The organism is Thiobacillus sp. SCN 63-57 (genome assembly GCF_001725555.1).
In the GTDB taxonomy this organism is placed as follows: Bacteria; Pseudomonadota; Gammaproteobacteria; order Burkholderiales; family Thiobacillaceae; genus Thiobacillus.
Genome location: NZ_MEGP01000006.1, coordinates 38,407 through 55,479, shown reverse-complemented (window position 1 = coordinate 55,479; position 17,073 = coordinate 38,407). Strand labels below are relative to the sequence as shown.

14 protein-coding genes are annotated in these 17,073 nt (G+C 66.2%); 6 read left to right on the top strand and 8 right to left on the bottom strand.

Features of this window, described 5'->3' with window-relative positions:
- Positions 1 to 36 precede the first annotated feature (36 nt).
- Genes ABT23_RS03440 through fdxA form a run of 3 tightly spaced genes read right to left on the bottom strand, consistent with a single transcriptional unit; the run spans position 37 to position 6,276 of the window.
- Positions 37 to 3,333, bottom strand: a complete 3,297-nt coding sequence (locus ABT23_RS03440) for a UvrD-helicase domain-containing protein (RefSeq protein ID WP_296631233.1) — start codon at positions 3,331 to 3,333, stop codon at positions 37 to 39.
- Complete coding sequence (locus ABT23_RS03435) at positions 3,326 to 5,947, bottom strand: PD-(D/E)XK nuclease family protein (protein ID WP_296631230.1); 2,622 nt, start codon at positions 5,945 to 5,947, stop codon at positions 3,326 to 3,328. The genes ABT23_RS03440 and ABT23_RS03435 overlap by 8 nt, the downstream gene beginning before the upstream one ends.
- 5 nt (positions 5,948 to 5,952) lie before the next feature.
- Positions 5,953 to 6,276: a ferredoxin FdxA gene (fdxA, locus tag ABT23_RS03430; RefSeq protein WP_296631226.1), complete on the bottom strand. Its 324-nt coding sequence runs from the start codon at positions 6,274 to 6,276 to the stop codon at positions 5,953 to 5,955.
- A gap of 159 nt (positions 6,277 to 6,435) precedes the next feature.
- Here fdxA and trxA point away from each other — a divergent pair, with 159 nt between their 5' ends.
- From trxA to mobA, 6 genes are all read left to right on the top strand, one after another.
- Positions 6,436 to 6,762 carry a thioredoxin TrxA gene (gene trxA / locus ABT23_RS03425; protein ID WP_018076670.1) on the top strand — a complete coding sequence of 109 codons (327 nt, stop codon included), beginning with the start codon at positions 6,436 to 6,438 and terminating at the stop codon, positions 6,760 to 6,762.
- Positions 6,763 to 6,871: 109 nt separating this feature from the next.
- Positions 6,872 to 8,131, top strand: coding sequence for a transcription termination factor Rho (gene rho / locus ABT23_RS03420; RefSeq protein ID WP_296631220.1), 1,260 nt, complete (start codon positions 6,872 to 6,874; stop codon positions 8,129 to 8,131).
- 109 nt (positions 8,132 to 8,240) lie between these two features.
- Positions 8,241 to 8,447, top strand: a complete 207-nt coding sequence (gene rpmE / locus ABT23_RS03415) for a 50S ribosomal protein L31 (RefSeq protein WP_018509257.1) — start codon at positions 8,241 to 8,243, stop codon at positions 8,445 to 8,447.
- A 144-nt stretch (positions 8,448 to 8,591) separates the two neighbouring features.
- Positions 8,592 to 10,016 (top strand): M48 family metalloprotease, encoded by a 1,425-nt coding sequence (locus ABT23_RS03410; protein WP_296631214.1) that lies wholly within the window; start codon positions 8,592 to 8,594, stop codon positions 10,014 to 10,016.
- A 31-nt stretch (positions 10,017 to 10,047) separates the two neighbouring features.
- Positions 10,048 to 11,571, top strand: a complete 1,524-nt coding sequence (locus ABT23_RS03405; RefSeq protein ID WP_296631209.1) for a hypothetical protein — start codon at positions 10,048 to 10,050, stop codon at positions 11,569 to 11,571.
- Positions 11,558 to 12,142, top strand: a complete 585-nt coding sequence (mobA, locus tag ABT23_RS03400; protein WP_296631205.1) for a molybdenum cofactor guanylyltransferase MobA — start codon at positions 11,558 to 11,560, stop codon at positions 12,140 to 12,142. The genes ABT23_RS03405 and mobA overlap by 14 nt, the downstream gene beginning before the upstream one ends.
- A 39-nt stretch (positions 12,143 to 12,181) precedes the next feature.
- Here the strand turns inward: mobA and ABT23_RS03395 are convergent, their stop codons facing one another.
- From ABT23_RS03395 to ABT23_RS03375, 5 genes are read right to left on the bottom strand one after another with little or no spacing between them, the layout of a single operon-like run.
- A complete protein-coding gene (locus tag ABT23_RS03395; RefSeq protein ID WP_296631202.1) occupies positions 12,182 to 12,931 on the bottom strand; it encodes an MBL fold metallo-hydrolase in 750 nt (249 codons plus the stop codon).
- A 19-nt stretch (positions 12,932 to 12,950) separates the two neighbouring features.
- Positions 12,951 to 14,189: a glycolate oxidase subunit GlcF gene (glcF, locus tag ABT23_RS03390; RefSeq protein WP_296631196.1), complete on the bottom strand. Its 1,239-nt coding sequence runs from the start codon at positions 14,187 to 14,189 to the stop codon at positions 12,951 to 12,953.
- Position 14,190: 1 nt separating this feature from the next.
- On the bottom strand, positions 14,191 to 14,571 hold the full coding sequence (locus ABT23_RS03385) for a VOC family protein (protein WP_296631190.1): 381 nt from the start codon (positions 14,569 to 14,571) through the stop codon (positions 14,191 to 14,193).
- Complete coding sequence (gene glcE / locus ABT23_RS03380) at positions 14,572 to 15,618, bottom strand: glycolate oxidase subunit GlcE (protein WP_296631186.1); 1,047 nt, start codon at positions 15,616 to 15,618, stop codon at positions 14,572 to 14,574.
- Complete coding sequence (locus ABT23_RS03375; protein WP_296631179.1) at positions 15,618 to 17,072, bottom strand: FAD-linked oxidase C-terminal domain-containing protein; 1,455 nt, start codon at positions 17,070 to 17,072, stop codon at positions 15,618 to 15,620. The genes glcE and ABT23_RS03375 overlap by 1 nt, the downstream gene beginning before the upstream one ends.
- Between the last annotated feature and the right edge of the window lies 1 nt (position 17,073).

Here is a 17,073-nt window from a genome sequence, read left to right as displayed (position 1 = left end):
GGTTGCGGTCCTAATAACAGTGAAGCAGGGCTGTATTTATACGCTGTTCAGTTCGATCAGCCGTCCGTCGGCCAGCAGCAAGACGGTATGGAGGGGCTTGCCGGGATACAGTGCCGCCAGCAGGGTGCGATACCCCGCCAGTTGTGGGCGGTGGCGCTCGGCCAGCTCGACGTCGGATAGCGTGAGGCTGTCGTCGCCGGTTTTATAGTCGATCAGCCACACCGAATCGTCGCGTTCCACCACACGGTCGAGCCGCTGCAAGCAGCCGAGGCCATCGAGCAGCGCCAGTTCGTTGTACGCGCGCCGATACTGCGCGGGGTCGAAAAAGCGCACCAGATGTGGCTGCGCCAGCAGTGTGCGGGCGGCGGATTCGATGGCGTCCAGCCGGTTTTCGAGCCCCAGACGCGTCGCCAGCGCCGCCAGGTCGCGCGGGCTTCCGGGTGGCGCATGGTGTTCCAGGCAGGCGTGAAAGAGTTCGCCACTTGCCGCGGCCGGGTTCGTCACCGGCGTGCCGACGCGCTGCCCGATTGCCGGGGCGTCGATGGGGGGCGGTGGCAGGAGGCGATCCACCGTCCGGGTGGTTGTGGGAGGCAGGTCGGCCGGCAGGCCCAGATTCCGCCACGCAGCATCGACGCGTTGCAGCCATGCGTTTTTCTCCGCGTCTCCGCTTACGACCAGCGCCTGTTCGGCGCGGGTGAGTGCGACATACAGCAAATTGTCGGATTCGCGCTGGGCCAGCCCGGCTTCTTCCTCGAACCAGGCTTCGCGGCATGCGCCGCGCTCCTCCTGCCTGCCGAAGAGGGAAAAATGCACTGGCCGCGACGCTTCGGGAGGCCATGGCGCCAGCACGGCGTAGCTCATGCCTTTCTGGTGGTCGCTGCCGCCCAGCAGCCAGACGATGGGCGCTTCCAGCCCTTTGGCACCGTGGATGGTCAGCAGGCGAACCGCGTTCTCGCCGTCGGCGGCCAGGCCTTCGCCGGGTGCGGCGTCGGCATCGTCGACCAGACTGGCGAGTTCGCGGATGAAGCCGGCCAGCGTGGGGTAGCGTCCTGCGTCCTGCGTCAGCGCCAGTTGCATGAAGGCGCGCAGGTTGGCGGCGACCTGCGGCCGCATCGCCTCCGGCACGGCGTCGGCATAACGCGCTTCGAGGTCACCTTCGAAATAGATGCGGTCGAGCAGGTCGTGTACCGGCAACGTGCCGCAATGCGCTCGCCAGCGACCGAGCAGGGGCGCGGCGCGTGCCAGGGTGGGTGGACAATCGGGCTGATGGATCAGGGTGGCCAGCCGCTCCCAGCCGCGTGTTTCGTCCGGCGGTCGCGGCGCGAACACCCACAGCAGGTCCTCGTCGCTGCAGCCGAACACCGGGCTTTTCAGCACGTGCGCCAGCTTCAGGTCGGCGTGAGGCAGCAGCAGCGTTTCGAGCAGCGCAATCACATCCCGCGCTTCCAGCGCATGCAGCAGGCCGCCGCGGCGCGAGGTGATGAACGGGATGCGCGCCGCTTCCAGTTCGCGTTCGTACAGATGCAGGTGCGTACGTTTCCTGACCAGCGCCATCACGTCGCCCGGGCGTGCCGCACGCGGGCTTCCGCCATCCATCACACCCCAGCGACCCAGCACCTCGTCGCGCAATACCTGTGCAAACTGCCGTGCCTCCTCATGCACGGCGCGGTCGTCGACTTCCGGCTGCGGAGTGGTGAGCGGGTTGCGCAGTCGACCCCACACGCGGCCGGAGGCCGCGTAGTGGACCGGAGTCCCCGTGTGGAGCAGGCCATCGGCCATGGCGGCTTTGGTTTTTTCCGCCTGTACCGGCAGGCTGCGCAGCGCGCCCGGGCGGTCGGCGTTTTCTGGCGCGTAGGTGTGGGCGGCAAATCCTGCCACGTCGGCGAATACCGGATTGATCGCCGCCACCACCGACGGCGCCAGCCGGCGCGTCATGTCGGTGCTGAAGCGGGTGGCGTCGAAATGCGTGGCCAGAAAATCCGCCGCCGCGTCGAACACCCGTGCCTCCCCGCGTCGGAAGCGGTAGATCGCCTGCTTGGGGTCGCCCACCATGAAGACGGTCATGCTGCTGTCGGCGCCGTGTGCCTCAAGCAGCCAGGTCGACAGCGCCTGCCACTGCAGCGGATTGGTGTCCTGGAATTCGTCGAGCAGCAGGTGCCGGTAGCGTGCGTCTAGCTTCAGCGCCAGCGCCGGAGCGTGCTCCTCGCTGGCAAGGAGGCGGCAGGCCTGCCATTCGGCATCGGCAAAGTCGATCACGCCCTGCTGCGACTTGGCCTCCTGATAGGCCGCGATCAGCGCGTGACCGAGCAGCAGACCGTGGCGATTGAGGACCCAGATGCGAATGTCGGTCTGGATCGCGGTCAGGGTTTCGAGCGCGGTTTCCAGCGTGTCGAGGTCACGCAGATACGTGTCGAAATCCACCCCGAGCGCTTTTTCGAGTTCCCTGGTCGCCTGCTTCTTGCGCCGCTTGCCTGCCGTCATCAGGTGCTTCATCAGCGCGGCATGGGCGTCGTCGGGCGGCAGATCCAGGCTGCGCCGGATTTCCGGCGCGCGCGCCTGTTCGCTCTTGCTGCCTTTTTCCAGCGCAAGGCCGACCCGCTTCACACGGGCTGCCATTGATTCATCGGCCCAGAACGCTGATACGGGATCGCTGTCCAGGTCGGCGTGCAACAGCGGCCGCAACTGTTCCAGCGCATGGCTCACTGGATCGGCCGCGCCGTCGGTATAGGCCCACCATTCCGCGCGCGCCTGGACGAAATGCTTCAACAGTGTGCGCAGGTTGTGCTCGCCGATGTCGGCCAGCAGCGCCAGCAGCGCGGCGCCTTCGGCGGTGTCCGGAGCGGCGGCCCAGCGGTTGAACTGGCGATCGCGCACTTCGTTCAGCAGCTGGCTTTCGCGTTCCAGCAGCGGCGCGCCCCATGGCAAGCCGGCTTCCAGCGGCGCGCGTTTCAAGAGATCAAGAAACCAGCCGTGAAAGGTCGTCACCGTCGGCCCTGGCTGCGCGGTCAGCACGGCTTCCAGCAGGCCGCGCGCGCGCGGTAGCATCGCGTCGATCTCGGTGTCCGGCACTGCGCGCGCGCGCAGAAATTCGCGCACCGTCGCGTCATCCGCCAGCGCCAGCACGCGCAGCCATTCATGCAGCCGATCGGTCATCTCCTGCGCCGCCTTGCGCGTGAAGGTGATCGCCAGCAGTTCCGACGGCGCCGCGCCGGCCAGCAGCAGGCGCAGCATGCGCGACACCAGCAGCCAGGTCTTGCCGCTGCCGGCGCAGGCTTCCACCACCGCCGAGCGGGCGGGGGACAGGGCAATGGCGTTATCCAGCGGCTCACTCATGCCACATTCCCTTGCGGCACAGTCCGCGCGCTTCGCAGTATGCGCATACGCCGTCGATGCCATGGGCGGGAAGCCTGGCGCCTGCGGCGATGGCCTCGAGCAGGTCGGGCAGGCGGCGGCTGATGGCCTCGACGTCGGTTTCGCCGTCCAGTTCGAGCGGCACGATGGGCGCTTCGTTGACCGGCAGGTAGGCGGCGGCGGCGTCGCACAGCCAGGCGTAGAACGGCAGCTGCACGGCTTCGTCCGGCGCCTTGAGTTTTTTCCTGAGGCTCTGCGCGGCGCTGGTCTTGTAGTCGATCACGTAGCGGGTGTCGTCTTTTGCATCGACGCGGTCGACGCGACCGTGCAGGGTGACTTCGCCGAGTCCGGCAATGGGGTACGGCACCGCGAAATCGGTTTCGCCGGATTCGTAGCGCCAGCCAGCGGACGCGTGGGCCAGCCAGGCGTCGAGGTAGGCCGGCTGGATTTTGTCCCACTTGCTGCGCCAGGCGGCGGCGGTCCATGCTGGCAGCGCGGCGAATTCGGCGGCCGAAACCGCATTCAGCCGGGCCAGCGCGGCGTCGCGTTCAAGCGGCGGACGGCTGTCGTGGAAGGCCTTGAGGATACGATGCAGCGCGTTGCCGTAATCGCTCTTGTCGAGCGCCTCGTCGGCCTCGTCGAGCTCGCGGATGCCGAGTACGCTGCGTGCAAAAAACCGGTAGGGGCAATCGAGCAGGGTCTGGTAGGCGGTGGGCGAATAATGGCGCGGCAGCTGCGCGGCCGAGACCGTCGGCGCAGGTTGCGCGGATGCGCCGGGCAGCGGACTGGATTGGGCAGGCGGCACGCCGATGGTTTGTGTCGGCAGGGCCGTACCCCATGCGGCCTGGTGCAGGGCCTGCAACCGCAGCACCAGCGAGGAAGCGGGATTGGGCTCGTCATTGTTCCAGGCCTGCCAGCTCAGCAGGGCAGGCCCCTGCGTCAGCAATGCCATCAGATCGGCGGTGGCGGCGCGTGCCTCGTCGGCCGGGGTAGGCAGGCCGAGCTGCATGCGGGTAGCCTGGCTGAACAGGCCGGGGGTGGGGTGGGCAGGCAGGTGACGAGCGTCGGCGCCGATCACCGCCACCGCGTCGAAAAGACGGCCGCGCGCGGCGGGCAGCGAGGTCAGCACGATGGGACTGGCCACGCTGGCGTCGATGAAGCTTTCCGACTCCAGTGCCAGATTGAGCCAGCGCCGCCATTCGCCGAAGCCGTATTTTTCGCCGTCGTCCGCCAGGTCGCGGCGCAGGGTGTCGAGCGTGTCGAGCACGCGGGTACCGGCGGCGTCGGCCTTGAGGGATGCGGTGGCCTCCAGCTTGCCGAGGCTTTCGACGAGACGGCCGAGCCAGACCGCCAGCGGGGCACGGGTCTGGACGAAGCCTCGCCGGGCGTCGGCCAGTGCGGCCAGCCAGACGGGAAGTGCGGCGAACTCGCGGTGCGCCAGTCGCTGCATGTCGGTCATGCCTTGCGATACCCCGTGCCGGCGCAGTGCCAGTTCGAATGCGAGTACCTGATCCTGGCGTGCGCTGGGTTCGCCCAGCACGAACGGCGATTTCAGCAGGTCCAGCAGTTCGATGTGCGGAAAGTCGCTCGCCACGCATTCCAGCCAGCGGTCGATCACGGCGGCGGCGGCCGTGGTCGATAGCGTCCAGCCGGTCTCGTCGGCCACCAGCACGTCCATGCGCTCGAGCAGCGCGCGCACCCGGCGCGCGGTTTCGCGGTCGAGCGCGATCAGCGCGATGCCCTGCCGGCCGGCCTGCAGCTGGCCGGCCACCCAGGTGGCAACGGCGCGCGCCTCGGCTTCGAGGTGCGGCGCCGGGCTGAGCGTGATGCGGGCCTGCAGCGGCGAGGCGGGGCAGTGCTGTGCCAGCAGGGCGGCGCGCTCGCGCAGCGGCGGCGCGGTCTCCTGCCAGGCCTGCCGCAGAGCGAAGGCCACGTCATCGCCGGTGTCCTGTTCGAACAGTGTGAGCGGAACATGCTCGGCACAGCGTGTGAGAAACCGTTGTTCGACGGCGGTGAGCATGCCGAGCGCGTAGCCATAGACTGGCCGGGGCGCGGCGCGAAGCTGTTCGAACAGGGTGTCGAGTGCGCGCGCATAGTGCGCCTGCGGATCGCTGCCGTCGGTATTGAGCGCCTGCCACACGCCCTCGATCAGCGCGGTTTCCCGGTCGAGAGCTCCCCCATGCAGTGCGCGAATACGCGATCCAATGGCGTCGCCCAGCCGCGCGGCAGACAGTTCGTCGGCCAGTAGCAGGAGTTCATTAGCGAGTGCCCACTTATCGACTGCCCCTAGCCAATCCTGGTGCCGAAGCACACCGTGCAGCCGCGCCAGCCTTCTCGCCTGCGGCTCGGCGCGACCGTCAGCCAGGCTTGTGCCCATCAGAGTGCTTTCAGCCCAGCTTTTCAGCGGGGTGAGGTGCGGCGGGATCAGAACGGGTCGGCCCGCGCCCTGTGCCAGCGCGCGGGCAAGATCGAGTCCGGCGCGATGATTGGGGACAAGTACCGTCAGGCCGGAGAGATCGGGCAGGCGGTCGGCATGCTGGTCGAGCAGGTGGCGGGCGACGGCGTGCGGCAGTGCCGGACCGCCCAGGGTTTCCAAGCGCGTCAGCGCTCCAGGTACTGGCGCTTGTCCTTGACGCCGGCCCACTCGTCGGCGTCAGGTAGCGGATCCTTCTTCTCGATGATGACTTTCCACACCTTGGCAAGGTCGGCGTTGAGCGCAATGTAGGCGCGTTGATCGTCCGGAACGTCGTCTTCGGCGAAAATGGCTTCGACCGGGCATTCGGCTACGCACAGGGTGCAGTCGATGCATTCCTCCGGGTCGATGACGAGGAAGTTGGGGCCTTCGTGAAAGCAGTCGACCGGACAGACATCGACACAATCGGTATATTTGCACTTCACGCAGGCGTCGGCTACAACGTATGTCATTCGTAATTACCCTGATGAGTTGATAAATGCCCGGATGCTTGCAGGCGGCAATTTTGATGTAGCATATCGGCACAAAACCGAATTTTCCAGCATTACCATCTTCCCAAACTGCCCAGGCCGTATCCGGCTACCCCTACTTCTAAACTAGGAGCTTCACCGATGAGCGAGCATGTTCATTACATATCCGACGATTCTTTCGAACAGGAAGTCCTGCAGGCCGGTGTGCCCGTGCTGGTGGATTACTGGGCGGACTGGTGCGGCCCCTGCAAGATGATCTCGCCGATTCTGGACGAAGTCGCCAAGGAATATTCCGGCAAGCTCAAGGTGTGCAAGCTCAATATCGACGAAAACCAGGCCACCCCGCCCAAGTTCGGCATTCGTGGCATCCCCACCCTGATGATCTTCAAGAACGGCAATGTCGAAGCCACCAAGGTCGGCGCCCTGTCCAAATCGCAACTCACCGCCTTCGTCGACAGCAATATCTAATACGTTTCAACCGGACGGCGCATCGACGCGCCGCCGCTTCGCAGTACCGTCCGGCTTCGCTTCTCCCTCACGTCCGGCTCTTTCAAGCGAGCCCACCCAGGCCCATCCCATGCATCTTTCCGAACTCAAGCAGAAACCCATTACCGAGCTTCTCGAGCTTGCCGCCGCCAACGGTATCGACAATGCCAACCGTTTTCGCAAGCAGGAACTGATCTTCACCATCCTGAAAACCCTGGCCAAGCGCGGCGAGAGCATCTACGGCGACGGTGTGCTGGAAGTGCTGCCGGACGGTTTCGGGTTCCTGAGATCGCCGGAGTCCTCGTACCTCGCCAACACCGACGACATCTACGTGTCGCCGTCGCAGATCCGCCGCTTCAACCTGCATACCGGCGACAAGATCGAAGGCGAGATCCGCACGCCGAAGGACGGCGAGCGCTATTCGGCGATGACCAAGCTTGACCTGATCAACGGCGAGCCGCCCGAAGCCAGCAAGAACAAGATCCTGTTCGAGAACCTCACGCCGCTGCACCCGGACAAGCCGCTCAAGCTCGAGCGCGACATCAAGGCCGAGGAAAACATCACCAGCCGCGTGATCGACATCGTCGCGCCGATCGGCAAGGGCCAGCGCGGCCTCCTGGTGGCGCCGCCGAAATCCGGCAAGACGGTGATGCTGCAGCACATCGCGCACGCCATCACGTCCAACCATCCCGACGTCGTGCTGTTCGTGCTGCTGATCGACGAGCGTCCGGAAGAAGTGACCGAGATGAGCCGTACCGTGCGCGGCGAGGTCGTGGCATCGACCTTTGACGAACCCGCCAGCCGGCATGTGCAAGTGGCCGAAATGGTGATCGAGCGCGCCAAGCGTCTGGTCGAGCACAAGAAGGATGTGGTGATCCTGCTCGATTCCATCACCCGTCTGGCGCGTGCCTACAACACCGTGCAGCCGGCCTCCGGCAAGGTGCTCACCGGCGGCGTCGATGCCAACGCGCTGCAGAAGCCCAAGCGCTTCTTCGGCGCGGCGCGCAACATCGAAGAAGGCGGCAGCCTCACCATTCTCGCCACCACCCTGGTCGACACCGGCAGCCGCATGGACGACGTGATCTACGAGGAATTCAAGGGCACCGGCAACCTGGAAATCCACCTCGACCGCAAGATGGCCGAGAAACGCCAGTATCCGGCGATCAACGTCAACCGCTCCGGCACCCGCCGCGAGGAGCTCCTGATGCCGCACGACATCCTGCAAAAGGTGTGGGTGCTCAGGAAGCTGCTGTACCCGATGGACGACATGGAGGCGATGGAATTCCTGCTCGACAAGATCCGTGCGACGAAGAACAACAACGAGTTCTTCGATTCGATGCGGCGCGGCTGACGTTATCGGAGAACTGCGCGCCCTTCGGCGAGCGGTGCCCATCGCTTGCGCGCCGGGTGCCGCTCCGTTATACTCTCCCGTTCTCCGAATTCAACCCGAAGGAATTGCCATGAAAGCCGGCATTCACCCCAATTACAAAGAAGTCGCCGTCACCTGCTCGTGCGGCAGCACGTTCGTCACCCGCTCCACGCTGGGCAAGGACAAGCTGCACGTCGAAGTCTGCTCGTCCTGCCATCCGTTCTATACCGGCAAGCAGAAGATCGTCGATACCGCCGGACGTGTCGAGAAATTCCGCCAGCGTTACGGCATGAAGTAAGCAGGCCTGCGCGAAACTGCGTATGCAATCCAAAGCGGCTTCGGCCGCTTTTTGCATTTTTGCGGCACGACGACGGTATCATTTCGTGCGCGCCATCCCGAGAAAGAGGCAGATGTGACGTCCCGAGTATTTCGCCGTATCGCAGTGACCGCTTTAGGCGCGCTGGCGCTGGCCAGTTGCGCGCAAAATCCGGTCAACGGGGACCGGGACTTCGTGTCGATGTCAGAACAGCAGGAAATCCAGATGGGCGCCCAGGCCAACCTGGCGGTGTTGAAGGAATACGCGGCCCTGGATAATCCCGCGCTGCAGGCGTACGTCAACGGAGTGGGCCAGCGACTGGCAAAACAGAGCGAACGCCCGGGCCTGTCATGGCATTTCACCGTGGTCGACAGTCCCGAGGTCAATGCTTTTTCGCTGCCCGGCGGTTATGTCTACATCACGCGCGGACTGTTGGCGTACCTGAATTCCGAAGCCGAGCTGGCGGGTGTGGTCGGCCACGAGATCGGCCATGTCACCGCACGCCACGGTATACGTCTGCAAAGCGCGCCCACCATGGCGGGTCCCGGTGCGGCGCTGGGCTCGATTCTGGTCCCGGAACTGGGTAATCAGGCGGGCTCCGCCCTGCTGCAAACACTGGCGCAAGCCTGGACCGCCGGCTATGGCCGCGAGCACGAACTGGAAGCGGATCGGCTCGGTGCAGCGTATCTGGCGAAAACCGGCTACGACCCGCGGGCGATGATCGACGTCATCGGCGTGCTGAAAAACCAGGAACGGTATTCCGCCGAACAGGCCACCCGCAGCGGGCGCCCGCCGCAAGCCACCTATCACGGAATATTCGATACGCATCCCCGTAACGATGCACGCCTCGGGCAGGTGGTGGCCGAGGCGAACAAATACCGCGTGTCCCAACCACGCGAAGGCCGCAACGACTATCTGCAGAAGCTGCCGGGACTTTATTTCGGTGACAGTCCCGATCAGGGCGTGATCCGCGACAATGCCCTGCTGCATGAAAAACTGGGCATGGCGATCCAGTTTCCGCCGGACTGGCGTGTGCAGAACCGACCTGACCGGGTCGTGGCGACCAGCCCCCAAGGCGATGCCCTGGTCGAGCTGGTACAGGGACCGAAGAACGACAATCCGCTGGAGACCGCGCAGAAAGGGGTCAAGCTGGATGCGGGGGCGCGCTATGATACCGGTCACCTGGGCGGTTTCCCGGCCGCATTTGCCGCGGGCGCCCAGCAGGGCAAGCCGGTGGTGGTGGCGGTCGTGGTGTTCAACGGCACGCAATACCTGATTGCCGGCATGACCCGGGACACGGCCACCTATGAGCGCGAACGCAGCGCCCTGCGGGCGGCGATCAACAGCTTCCGTGCGATCACGCCGGCCGAGAAGCTGGTCGCCCGTCCCTATGTCCTGCAACTCCTCACGACCCGCCCCGGCCTGACGATGGCCGCGCTGGCGCGGCAGTCTCCGCTGGGGGGCGAGGCCGAAGGCCAATTGCGCCTGATGAACGATCTCTACCCTGATGGCGAACCCCGACCGGGCCAGCTTCTCAAAATTGTTCAATAAGCATCCGCTTCCTCTTGCCCGGCTTGGGCTGTTGCTGCTCTGCGCGGCGTGGCTGTTGCCCGGGCTGGTTGGACACGCGCCCTGGAAAGGCGGCGATGGCGAGCACTTCGTGCAATTGTGGCTGCTGCTGAAAAGTGGCACCGCCCCGCAGTCCGTGTCGGCTACGCCGCCCCTCTACTACTGGGTGGCCACCGCCACCGCCTGGCTGACGTCGTCCTTTCTGAGTCTGGCCGATGGCGCGCGCCTCGCTTCGGGACTGTTCATCGCGCTGGCGTTGTTCTTCATTGCGCGTACGGCCCGCGCACTGTATGGCGCGGAAACCGCGTGGGCCGCCGCGCTCACCTTGCTGGGTTGCATGGGACTCCTGGTTCGCGGCCATGAACTCAATGCGGCAACCGCGCAGTTCGCCGCCGCCGCGATCATGCTGCACGGCATCGCCACCCTGCCCCAGGGTCCGCGCGGCGGCTGGGCGCTGGGCGCCGGCGCCATCCTGATGCTGCTTGCCGGCGGCGCGGCGGAAGCGGCCTTGTTCCTGCTGTTGGCGATGGGATTGCCGGGCCTGCTCGAAGCCTTCCGTTCGCCGCCGGCACGGCGTGCACTGGCATGGGGGGTGGGCCTTGCCTTGGCGGCAAGCGCGGCATGGCTGACCTACCTGACCACACAGGCCATTCCGCTCAAGCAGGCGCTCAACCTGCAGCGCTGGCTGGGTGATGCGCCTCTGCGCCCGGCGTTCTACCTGGGCATTCTCGGCTGGTATGCCTGGCCGGCGTGGCCGCTGGCCGCCTGGGCGCTCTATCGCGGCCGGCGTCAGTGGCGCACGCCGGGCATCGTGCTGCCGGTAGGCGCGCTGCTGGGCCTGCTCGCCCTGTATGTCTTCGACACCGATCCCGGCGAGGAACAAGGCCTCATTCTGCTGCTGCCGCTCGCCTTGCTGGGGGCGTCCGGCCTCTACACCCTGCGGCGCGGTGCCGCCTATGCCCTGCTGTGGTTCGGCATCATGCTGTTCGGTTTTCTGGCGCTGGTCCTGTGGGTCTACTGGAGCGCACACGATCTGGGCAGCCCGGCGCGGCTGGCGGCGCGGCTGACCCGATTGGGCATGACGGGCGTGGGCGTCCTGCGTCCGTGGGCGCTCGCGCTGGGCATCGTCGTCACGCTGGCGTGGGTTGTGTTCCTCGTCCGCATTCGCCGTTCGCCGCTGCGCCCGATCCTGGTGTGGACGGCCGGCATGACTTTCAGCTGGGGACTGCTGATGGCGCTGTTCCAGGCGCCGCTCGACCAGCGCCTCTCCTACGCCAGCGTGGGCGCGGTGCTGGCGGCACGGGTGCCGCCGACGGAATGCATCCAGACCTACCAGGTGCGCAGCCAGCAGCGCCTGCTGCTGGCCTACCACAGCGGACGCATGCTCGCGCCGGCCGACATCGGCTGCGGCTGGCTGCTGGTGGAGACGCGGCAGCGCGATGTAGAACCACATATCGCGCCCGACTGGGTCAAGGTGTGGGACGGTGCCCGCCCCGGCGACCGTTCGGATCTTTTCCACCTGTATGGCCACCGCTGACGCCCCCGGCATGCAGGACGTGGCGGCTGTCATCCTGGCCGGCGGGCAGGGTCGCCGCATGGGCGGCGCGGACAAGGGGCTGGTCGACTATCAGGGCCGTCCGCTGGTCGAATGGGTATTGGCCGTGCTGGCGCCGCAGGTCGGGGAGATCGTCATCAGCGCCAATCGCAATCTCGAGCGTTACGCGGCCTATGGCCGGCGCGTCCTGCCCGACACCCTGCCCGACTACCCGGGCCCGCTGGCAGGCGTGCTGGCGGCGTTGCAGGCGGTGACGACCGACTGGCTGTTGGTCGTTCCGTGCGATACGCCGCACCTGCCTGCCGACCTGGCATTTCGCCTGCTGGGTGCGGCGCAATTGGAAGGTGTGCCGCTGGCGGTGGCAGAGGATGACACGCGCATACACCACAGCTGCTTCCTGGTGCATACCGACCAGCGCGAGCATCTGGCCGGCTACCTGGCACGTGGCGAACGCGCGGTGCGTCATTGGCAGGCGGAACTGTCCTCGACCACCGTGCGTTTCGACGCAGCGGCCTTTGCCAATCTCAATCGGCCCGGCGATCTCCAGCCCTAGCCCGCTCGTTCATTTTGGACAGGGCCGATCCAAACCCAGTCAGCCCTGGCGGCTTTCCGTGATCTGCGCGCAATACTGCTGCAAATGGTCCGGTACGCCAGGCGGGCAGGTACCGCATTCGCGGTTGCCGGGCACGGCATAGTCGATGAACTTGGGGTAGGCGAGCTTCAGCTCGCCCATCAGCCGGACGAAATCGTCCAGCGTCCGGTCACCGCCAAGCCGGGGGTTGCGCGCCTTCTCCTGACCGATGGTGCTGATGTGGCGCTGCTCGTAATCGTGGGCGGGATAGACCAGCGTATCGTCATCGAGCGCGAACAGCTTGCCGCGTACCGAGTGATACAGCGCGGTCGCGTCGCCGTTCTGGAAGTCGGTGCGGCCGCAGGCCTCGATCAGGAGGGCATCGCCGCTGTAGAGGCGCCCATCGTGCAGGTAGGCGAAGTGGTTGTCGGTATGGCCGGGCGTGTGAATCGGTGCGAGTTCGATCGAACCCATTTTGAACGGCGTCCCTTCGACAATGCCGACCTCGGTGCACGGCAGCCGGTCGAGCGCGGGACCGGCGATGCGGCTGCCGGCGATGGCCTTGAGTTTATTGGCCGAGGTGATGTGGTCGGCGTGGATATGCGTTTCCAGCGTGAACGCGAGTTTCAGTCCGAGTGCGTTGACCGTGGCCAGGTCGCGCTCCCAGGCCGGCAGAACCGGGTCGATCAAAAGGGCCTGGCCGGTTTTCTCGCACCCCAGAAGATAGGTGTAGGTACTGGAAATGGGCTCGAACAGCTGTTTGAAGATCATGACGTGCTCCTGATGGCAGTCAGGATGCGGCCATCGTCTCGTCCAAAAGTTCCACCCAGTGCCGTACCGGGATCGGGCTGGCCGATTGCAGGTGGGTCAGGCAGCCGATGTTGGCGGTCGCGATCATCTCCGGCGCACCGGCTTGCAGATGGCCGAGCTTGCGGGTCTTGAGCGCGCCGGCGATCTCGGGCTGCAGGATCGAATAGGTACCGGCCGAGCCGCAGCACAGATGTTTCTCCGCCACCGGCGTGAGCTCGAAACCGGCTTGCGCCAGCAACGCCTCGACGTCGCCGCCGAGTTTCTGTCCGTGCTGCAGGGTGCAGGGTGGATGGTAGGCGATGCGCTTGCCGGTGAGCGGTGAGTGGTGTGCGGTGTGTGATTTTAGTGCGTCGCGTTCCGCGGCGAGGATTTCCGAAATGTCCCGTGTGGCGGCGGAGATGCGGACAGCTTTGTCGGCGTAGGCGGGGTCGTGGCGCAGCAGCCAGCCGTAGTCCTTCACCATCACGCCGCAGCCCGAGGCGGTCATCACGACGGCTTCCGCCCCAGCCTCGAGATGCGGCAGCCAGGCGTCGATGTTGCGGCGCGCGGCGGCGAGACTTGCCTCGGTGTCGTTGAGGTGGTGCGCCAGCGCGCCACAACAGCCGGCCTCGTCCGCGGCGACCAGCGAGATGCCGATGCGGTCGAGCACGCGCGCGGCGGCAGCGTTGATGTTGGGCTTGAGACCAGGCTGCACGCAGCCTTGCAAGACCAGCATGTGGCGAGGGTGGCGTGGGGCGGGCCAGGCGCCTGCGGTCTCCGTGGGCGGAACGCGCGACTTCAGAAAACGGGGCATGAGGCCGCGTACTCCCTGGCCGAGCTTCAAGGCGCTGTTGAACAGCATGGGCGAGCCGAGGCCGGTCTTGAGCGCAGCGCGTGTCGCGGACTCGGCGATGCCGCGTCCGACTTTGTCTTCCACGATGTGGCGACCGATGTCGAGCAGCTTGCCGTATTCGACGCCCGAAGGGCAGGTGGTTTCGCAGTTGCGGCAGGTCAGGCAGCGGTCGAGGTGGAGCAGGGTCTTGGCCGTCGGCGACGCCCCTTCGAGCACCTGCTTCATCAGATAGATGCGACCGCGTGGCGAGTCGAGTTCGTTGCCGAGAATCTGGTAGGTGGGACAGGTGGCGAGGCAGAAGCCGCAATGCACGCAATTGCGCAGGATGCGCTCGGCGACGTCGCCTTCGGGGGTATTGCGATAAGGTTCGGCGAGCGTGGTCTGCATGTCAGAGCGGGTTGGAAAGTTCGATCAGATTGCCGTCGGGATCGCGCACATAGACTGACAGGAGGGGGCCTTGCGCGCCGGTGCGTTCGACCGGGCCGGCTTCGATGGCGATACCCTGTGCGGCGAGTTGGCGCGTGATGTCGGCGATGGGCGTGCGTGCGAGCAGGCAGAGGTCCGCCGCGCCCGGCGTGGGATGCGCTGCTTTCGGCTCGAATTCGCGGCCGGCCTGATGCAGGTTCAGCTTGCAGCGGCCAAAGGCCAGGGCCCGCCGGTCGTTGCCGAAAATGACCTCGCGCATGCCCAGCACGCGCGTGTAGAAGGCTACGCTGGCAGGAATGTCGCGTACGGTCAGCACTACGTGATCGATCGTATCGAGGTCCATTCAGAATTCCGGATGCAGGCGGCCGCGGTTGAGAATCCCCTTGGGATCGAAGCGCTGCTTCAGGTTGCGATGCAGGGTCAGCAGGGCCGGGGTTAGCGGGGCGAAAGCACCGTCGACCGGTGCCGTGCCGCGAAACAAGGTGGCATGCCCGCCTGCTGTTTTTGCGGCGTCGCGCAGAGTGGTCGCAGGCAGGTCGGACGCCAGCCAGCGCACTGCCCCGCCCCACTCGATCCATTCGGCGCTGCCGAGATTCAGGGGCGGCGTGGTCGGCTTGACCGCCAGCCGCCAGAGCGGGCGCTTGTCGAAGAAAGGTGTGGCCTGGTCGCGCAGGCGCTGCCAGAAAGCGGCTGCGTCATGCAGCCACTCGCCGCCGAGCCGGGCCTGCGCCGCATGCACCGCGGATTCCGCGCCCGACAGCCGCACCGTCAGCAGGCCTGCATGCCATGAAGTGGCAGACAGCGGCAGCGGCTGTCCCGCCCACCGGTTCATGTTCTCGATCGCGGCGGTTTCGTCGAGTTCGAATTGCAGCGTGGTTTCCGCCGCCGGTTTCGGCAGCACCTTGAGCGACATCTCGGTAATCAGGCCGAGCGTGCCGAGCGCACCCGCCATCAACCGCGACACATCGTAGCCGGCGACATTCTTGATCACCTGGCCGCCGAAGCGCAGCGGCTGGCCGGTGCCGTCGATCATGCGCACGCCGAGCACGAAGTCGCGTGCGGCACCGGCATAGGGTCGGCGCGGGCCGGACAGGCCGGTGGCGATGCTGCCGCCCAGCGTGGCGGCGCCGCCGAAGTGTGGCGGTTCGAACGCCAGCATCTGGTTCCGTTCGGCCAGCGCGGCTTCGATCTCGGCCAGCGGCGTGCCGGCACGGGCGGTCAGCACCAGCTCCTTGGGCTGGTAGTCGACGATGCCGGTGAGCGCGCGCGTGCTGAGCACCTCGCCTTCGTCCGCGTTGCCATAGAAGGTCTTGCTGCCGCCGCCCTGAAGAATGAGCGGCGAGCCTTCGGCGTGGGCCGCGCGGATGCGGTCGATGAAGGTGTCCAGCATCAGAACCTCGGCAACTCGGGATGCGGCAGCTGGCCGCCGTGGATGTGCATCGCGCCCCACTCAGCGCAGCGGTGCAGCTCGGGCACGGCCTTGCCGGGGTTGAGCAGCGTGTCGGGATCAAACGCGGCTTTCACCTCGTGGAAACGGGTCAGCTCCGGCGTGGCGAACTGCGCGCACATCTGGTTGATCTTTTCCAGTCCGACGCCGTGTTCGCCGGTGATGGTGCCGCCGACCTCGACGCACAATTCCAGGATCTTGCTGCCGAAGGCTTCGGCCTGGTGCAGTTCGCCCGGCTGGTTGGCGTCGAACAGGATCAGCGGATGCAGGTTGCCGTCGCCGGCATGGAACACGTTGGCGACGGCCAGTCCGAACTCGAGGCTCATCTCGCTGATGCGGCGCAGAACCTGCGGCAGCTGGGCGCGCGGAATGGTGCCGTCCATGCAGTAATAGTCGGGCGCCAGCCGTCCCACGGCAGGAAACGCCGCCTTGCGCCCGGCCCAGAAGCGGAGGCGTTGTTCTTCGCTCTCGGCCGTGTGGATCTCGATCGCGCCGGAGGCCGCGAGCACTTCGTGCACGGTAAAGATGTCGTCCGAGACTTCCTCGTTGACGCCGTCAATCTCGCACAGCAACAGGGCCTCGCAGTCGAGCGGATAACCGGCGTGGACGAAGGCCTCGGCGGCCTGGATGGCGAGGCGGTCCATCATTTCCAGCCCGGCGGGGATGACGCCCGCGGCAATGATGTTGCCCACCGCGGCACCGGCTTTCGCCACGTCGTCGAACGCGGCCAGCACCACTTGCGCGCGCTGGGGACGCGGCAGCAGCTTGACCGTGACCTCGGTGATCACTGCCAGCATGCCTTCGGAGCCGGTCATCAGCGCCAGCAGGTCGTAGCCCGGACTGTCGAGCGTGTCGTTGCCGATTTCGAGCAACTGGCCATCGATGGTCCAGGCACGCAGCTTGAGGATGTTGTGTACGGTGAGCCCGTATTTCAGGCAATGCACGCCGCCCGAGTTTTCCGCCACGTTGCCGCCGATCGAACAGGCGATCTGCGACGAGGGATCGGGCGCGTAGTAGAGGCCGTGCACGGCGGCGGCTTCGGAAATCGCGAGGTTGCGTACTCCGGGCTGTACCGTCGCCGTCCGGGCCAGCGGGTCGATGTGCCTGATCTGATTGAGCTTGGACAGCACCAGCAGGACCGCGCCGTCGACGGGCATCGCGCCGGCGGCCAGGCCGGTACCGGCACCGCGCGCCACCACCGCCACCTGGTTGGCATGGCACAGCCGCAGGATCGCCGCCACTTGCGACTCGTTTTCCGGCAGCGCCACCACGTCGGGCGTGTTGCGGTACGCCGACAGGCCGTCGCTCTCGAACGGCACGAGATCCTCGCGCGCGTGGAGTACGCAATGGTCGGGCAGCAGTTTGCGTAGCTGGGACAGAAAAGCGGGGCTGAGCATG

Bases quoted from the DNA above. Each gene is read 5' to 3' on its own strand.
- ABT23_RS03440 (WP_296631233.1), bottom strand. From the start codon at position 3,333: ATGAGTGAGCCGCTGGATAACGCCATTGCCCTGTCCCCCGCCCGCTCG.
- fdxA (WP_296631226.1), bottom strand. From the start codon at position 6,276: ATGACATACGTTGTAGCCGACGCCTGCGTGAAGTGCAAATATACCGAT.
- trxA (WP_018076670.1), top strand. From the start codon at position 6,436: ATGAGCGAGCATGTTCATTACATATCCGACGATTCTTTCGAACAGGAA.
- rho (WP_296631220.1), top strand. From the start codon at position 6,872: ATGCATCTTTCCGAACTCAAGCAGAAACCCATTACCGAGCTTCTCGAG.
- rpmE (WP_018509257.1), top strand. From the start codon at position 8,241: ATGAAAGCCGGCATTCACCCCAATTACAAAGAAGTCGCCGTCACCTGC.
- mobA (WP_296631205.1), top strand. From the start codon at position 11,558: ATGGCCACCGCTGACGCCCCCGGCATGCAGGACGTGGCGGCTGTCATC.
- ABT23_RS03395 (WP_296631202.1), bottom strand. From the start codon at position 12,931: ATGATCTTCAAACAGCTGTTCGAGCCCATTTCCAGTACCTACACCTAT.
- glcF (WP_296631196.1), bottom strand. From the start codon at position 14,189: ATGCAGACCACGCTCGCCGAACCTTATCGCAATACCCCCGAAGGCGAC.
- ABT23_RS03385 (WP_296631190.1), bottom strand. From the start codon at position 14,571: ATGGACCTCGATACGATCGATCACGTAGTGCTGACCGTACGCGACATT.
- glcE (WP_296631186.1), bottom strand. From the start codon at position 15,618: ATGCTGGACACCTTCATCGACCGCATCCGCGCGGCCCACGCCGAAGGC.
- ABT23_RS03375 (WP_296631179.1), bottom strand. From the start codon at position 17,072: ATGCTCAGCCCCGCTTTTCTGTCCCAGCTACGCAAACTGCTGCCCGAC.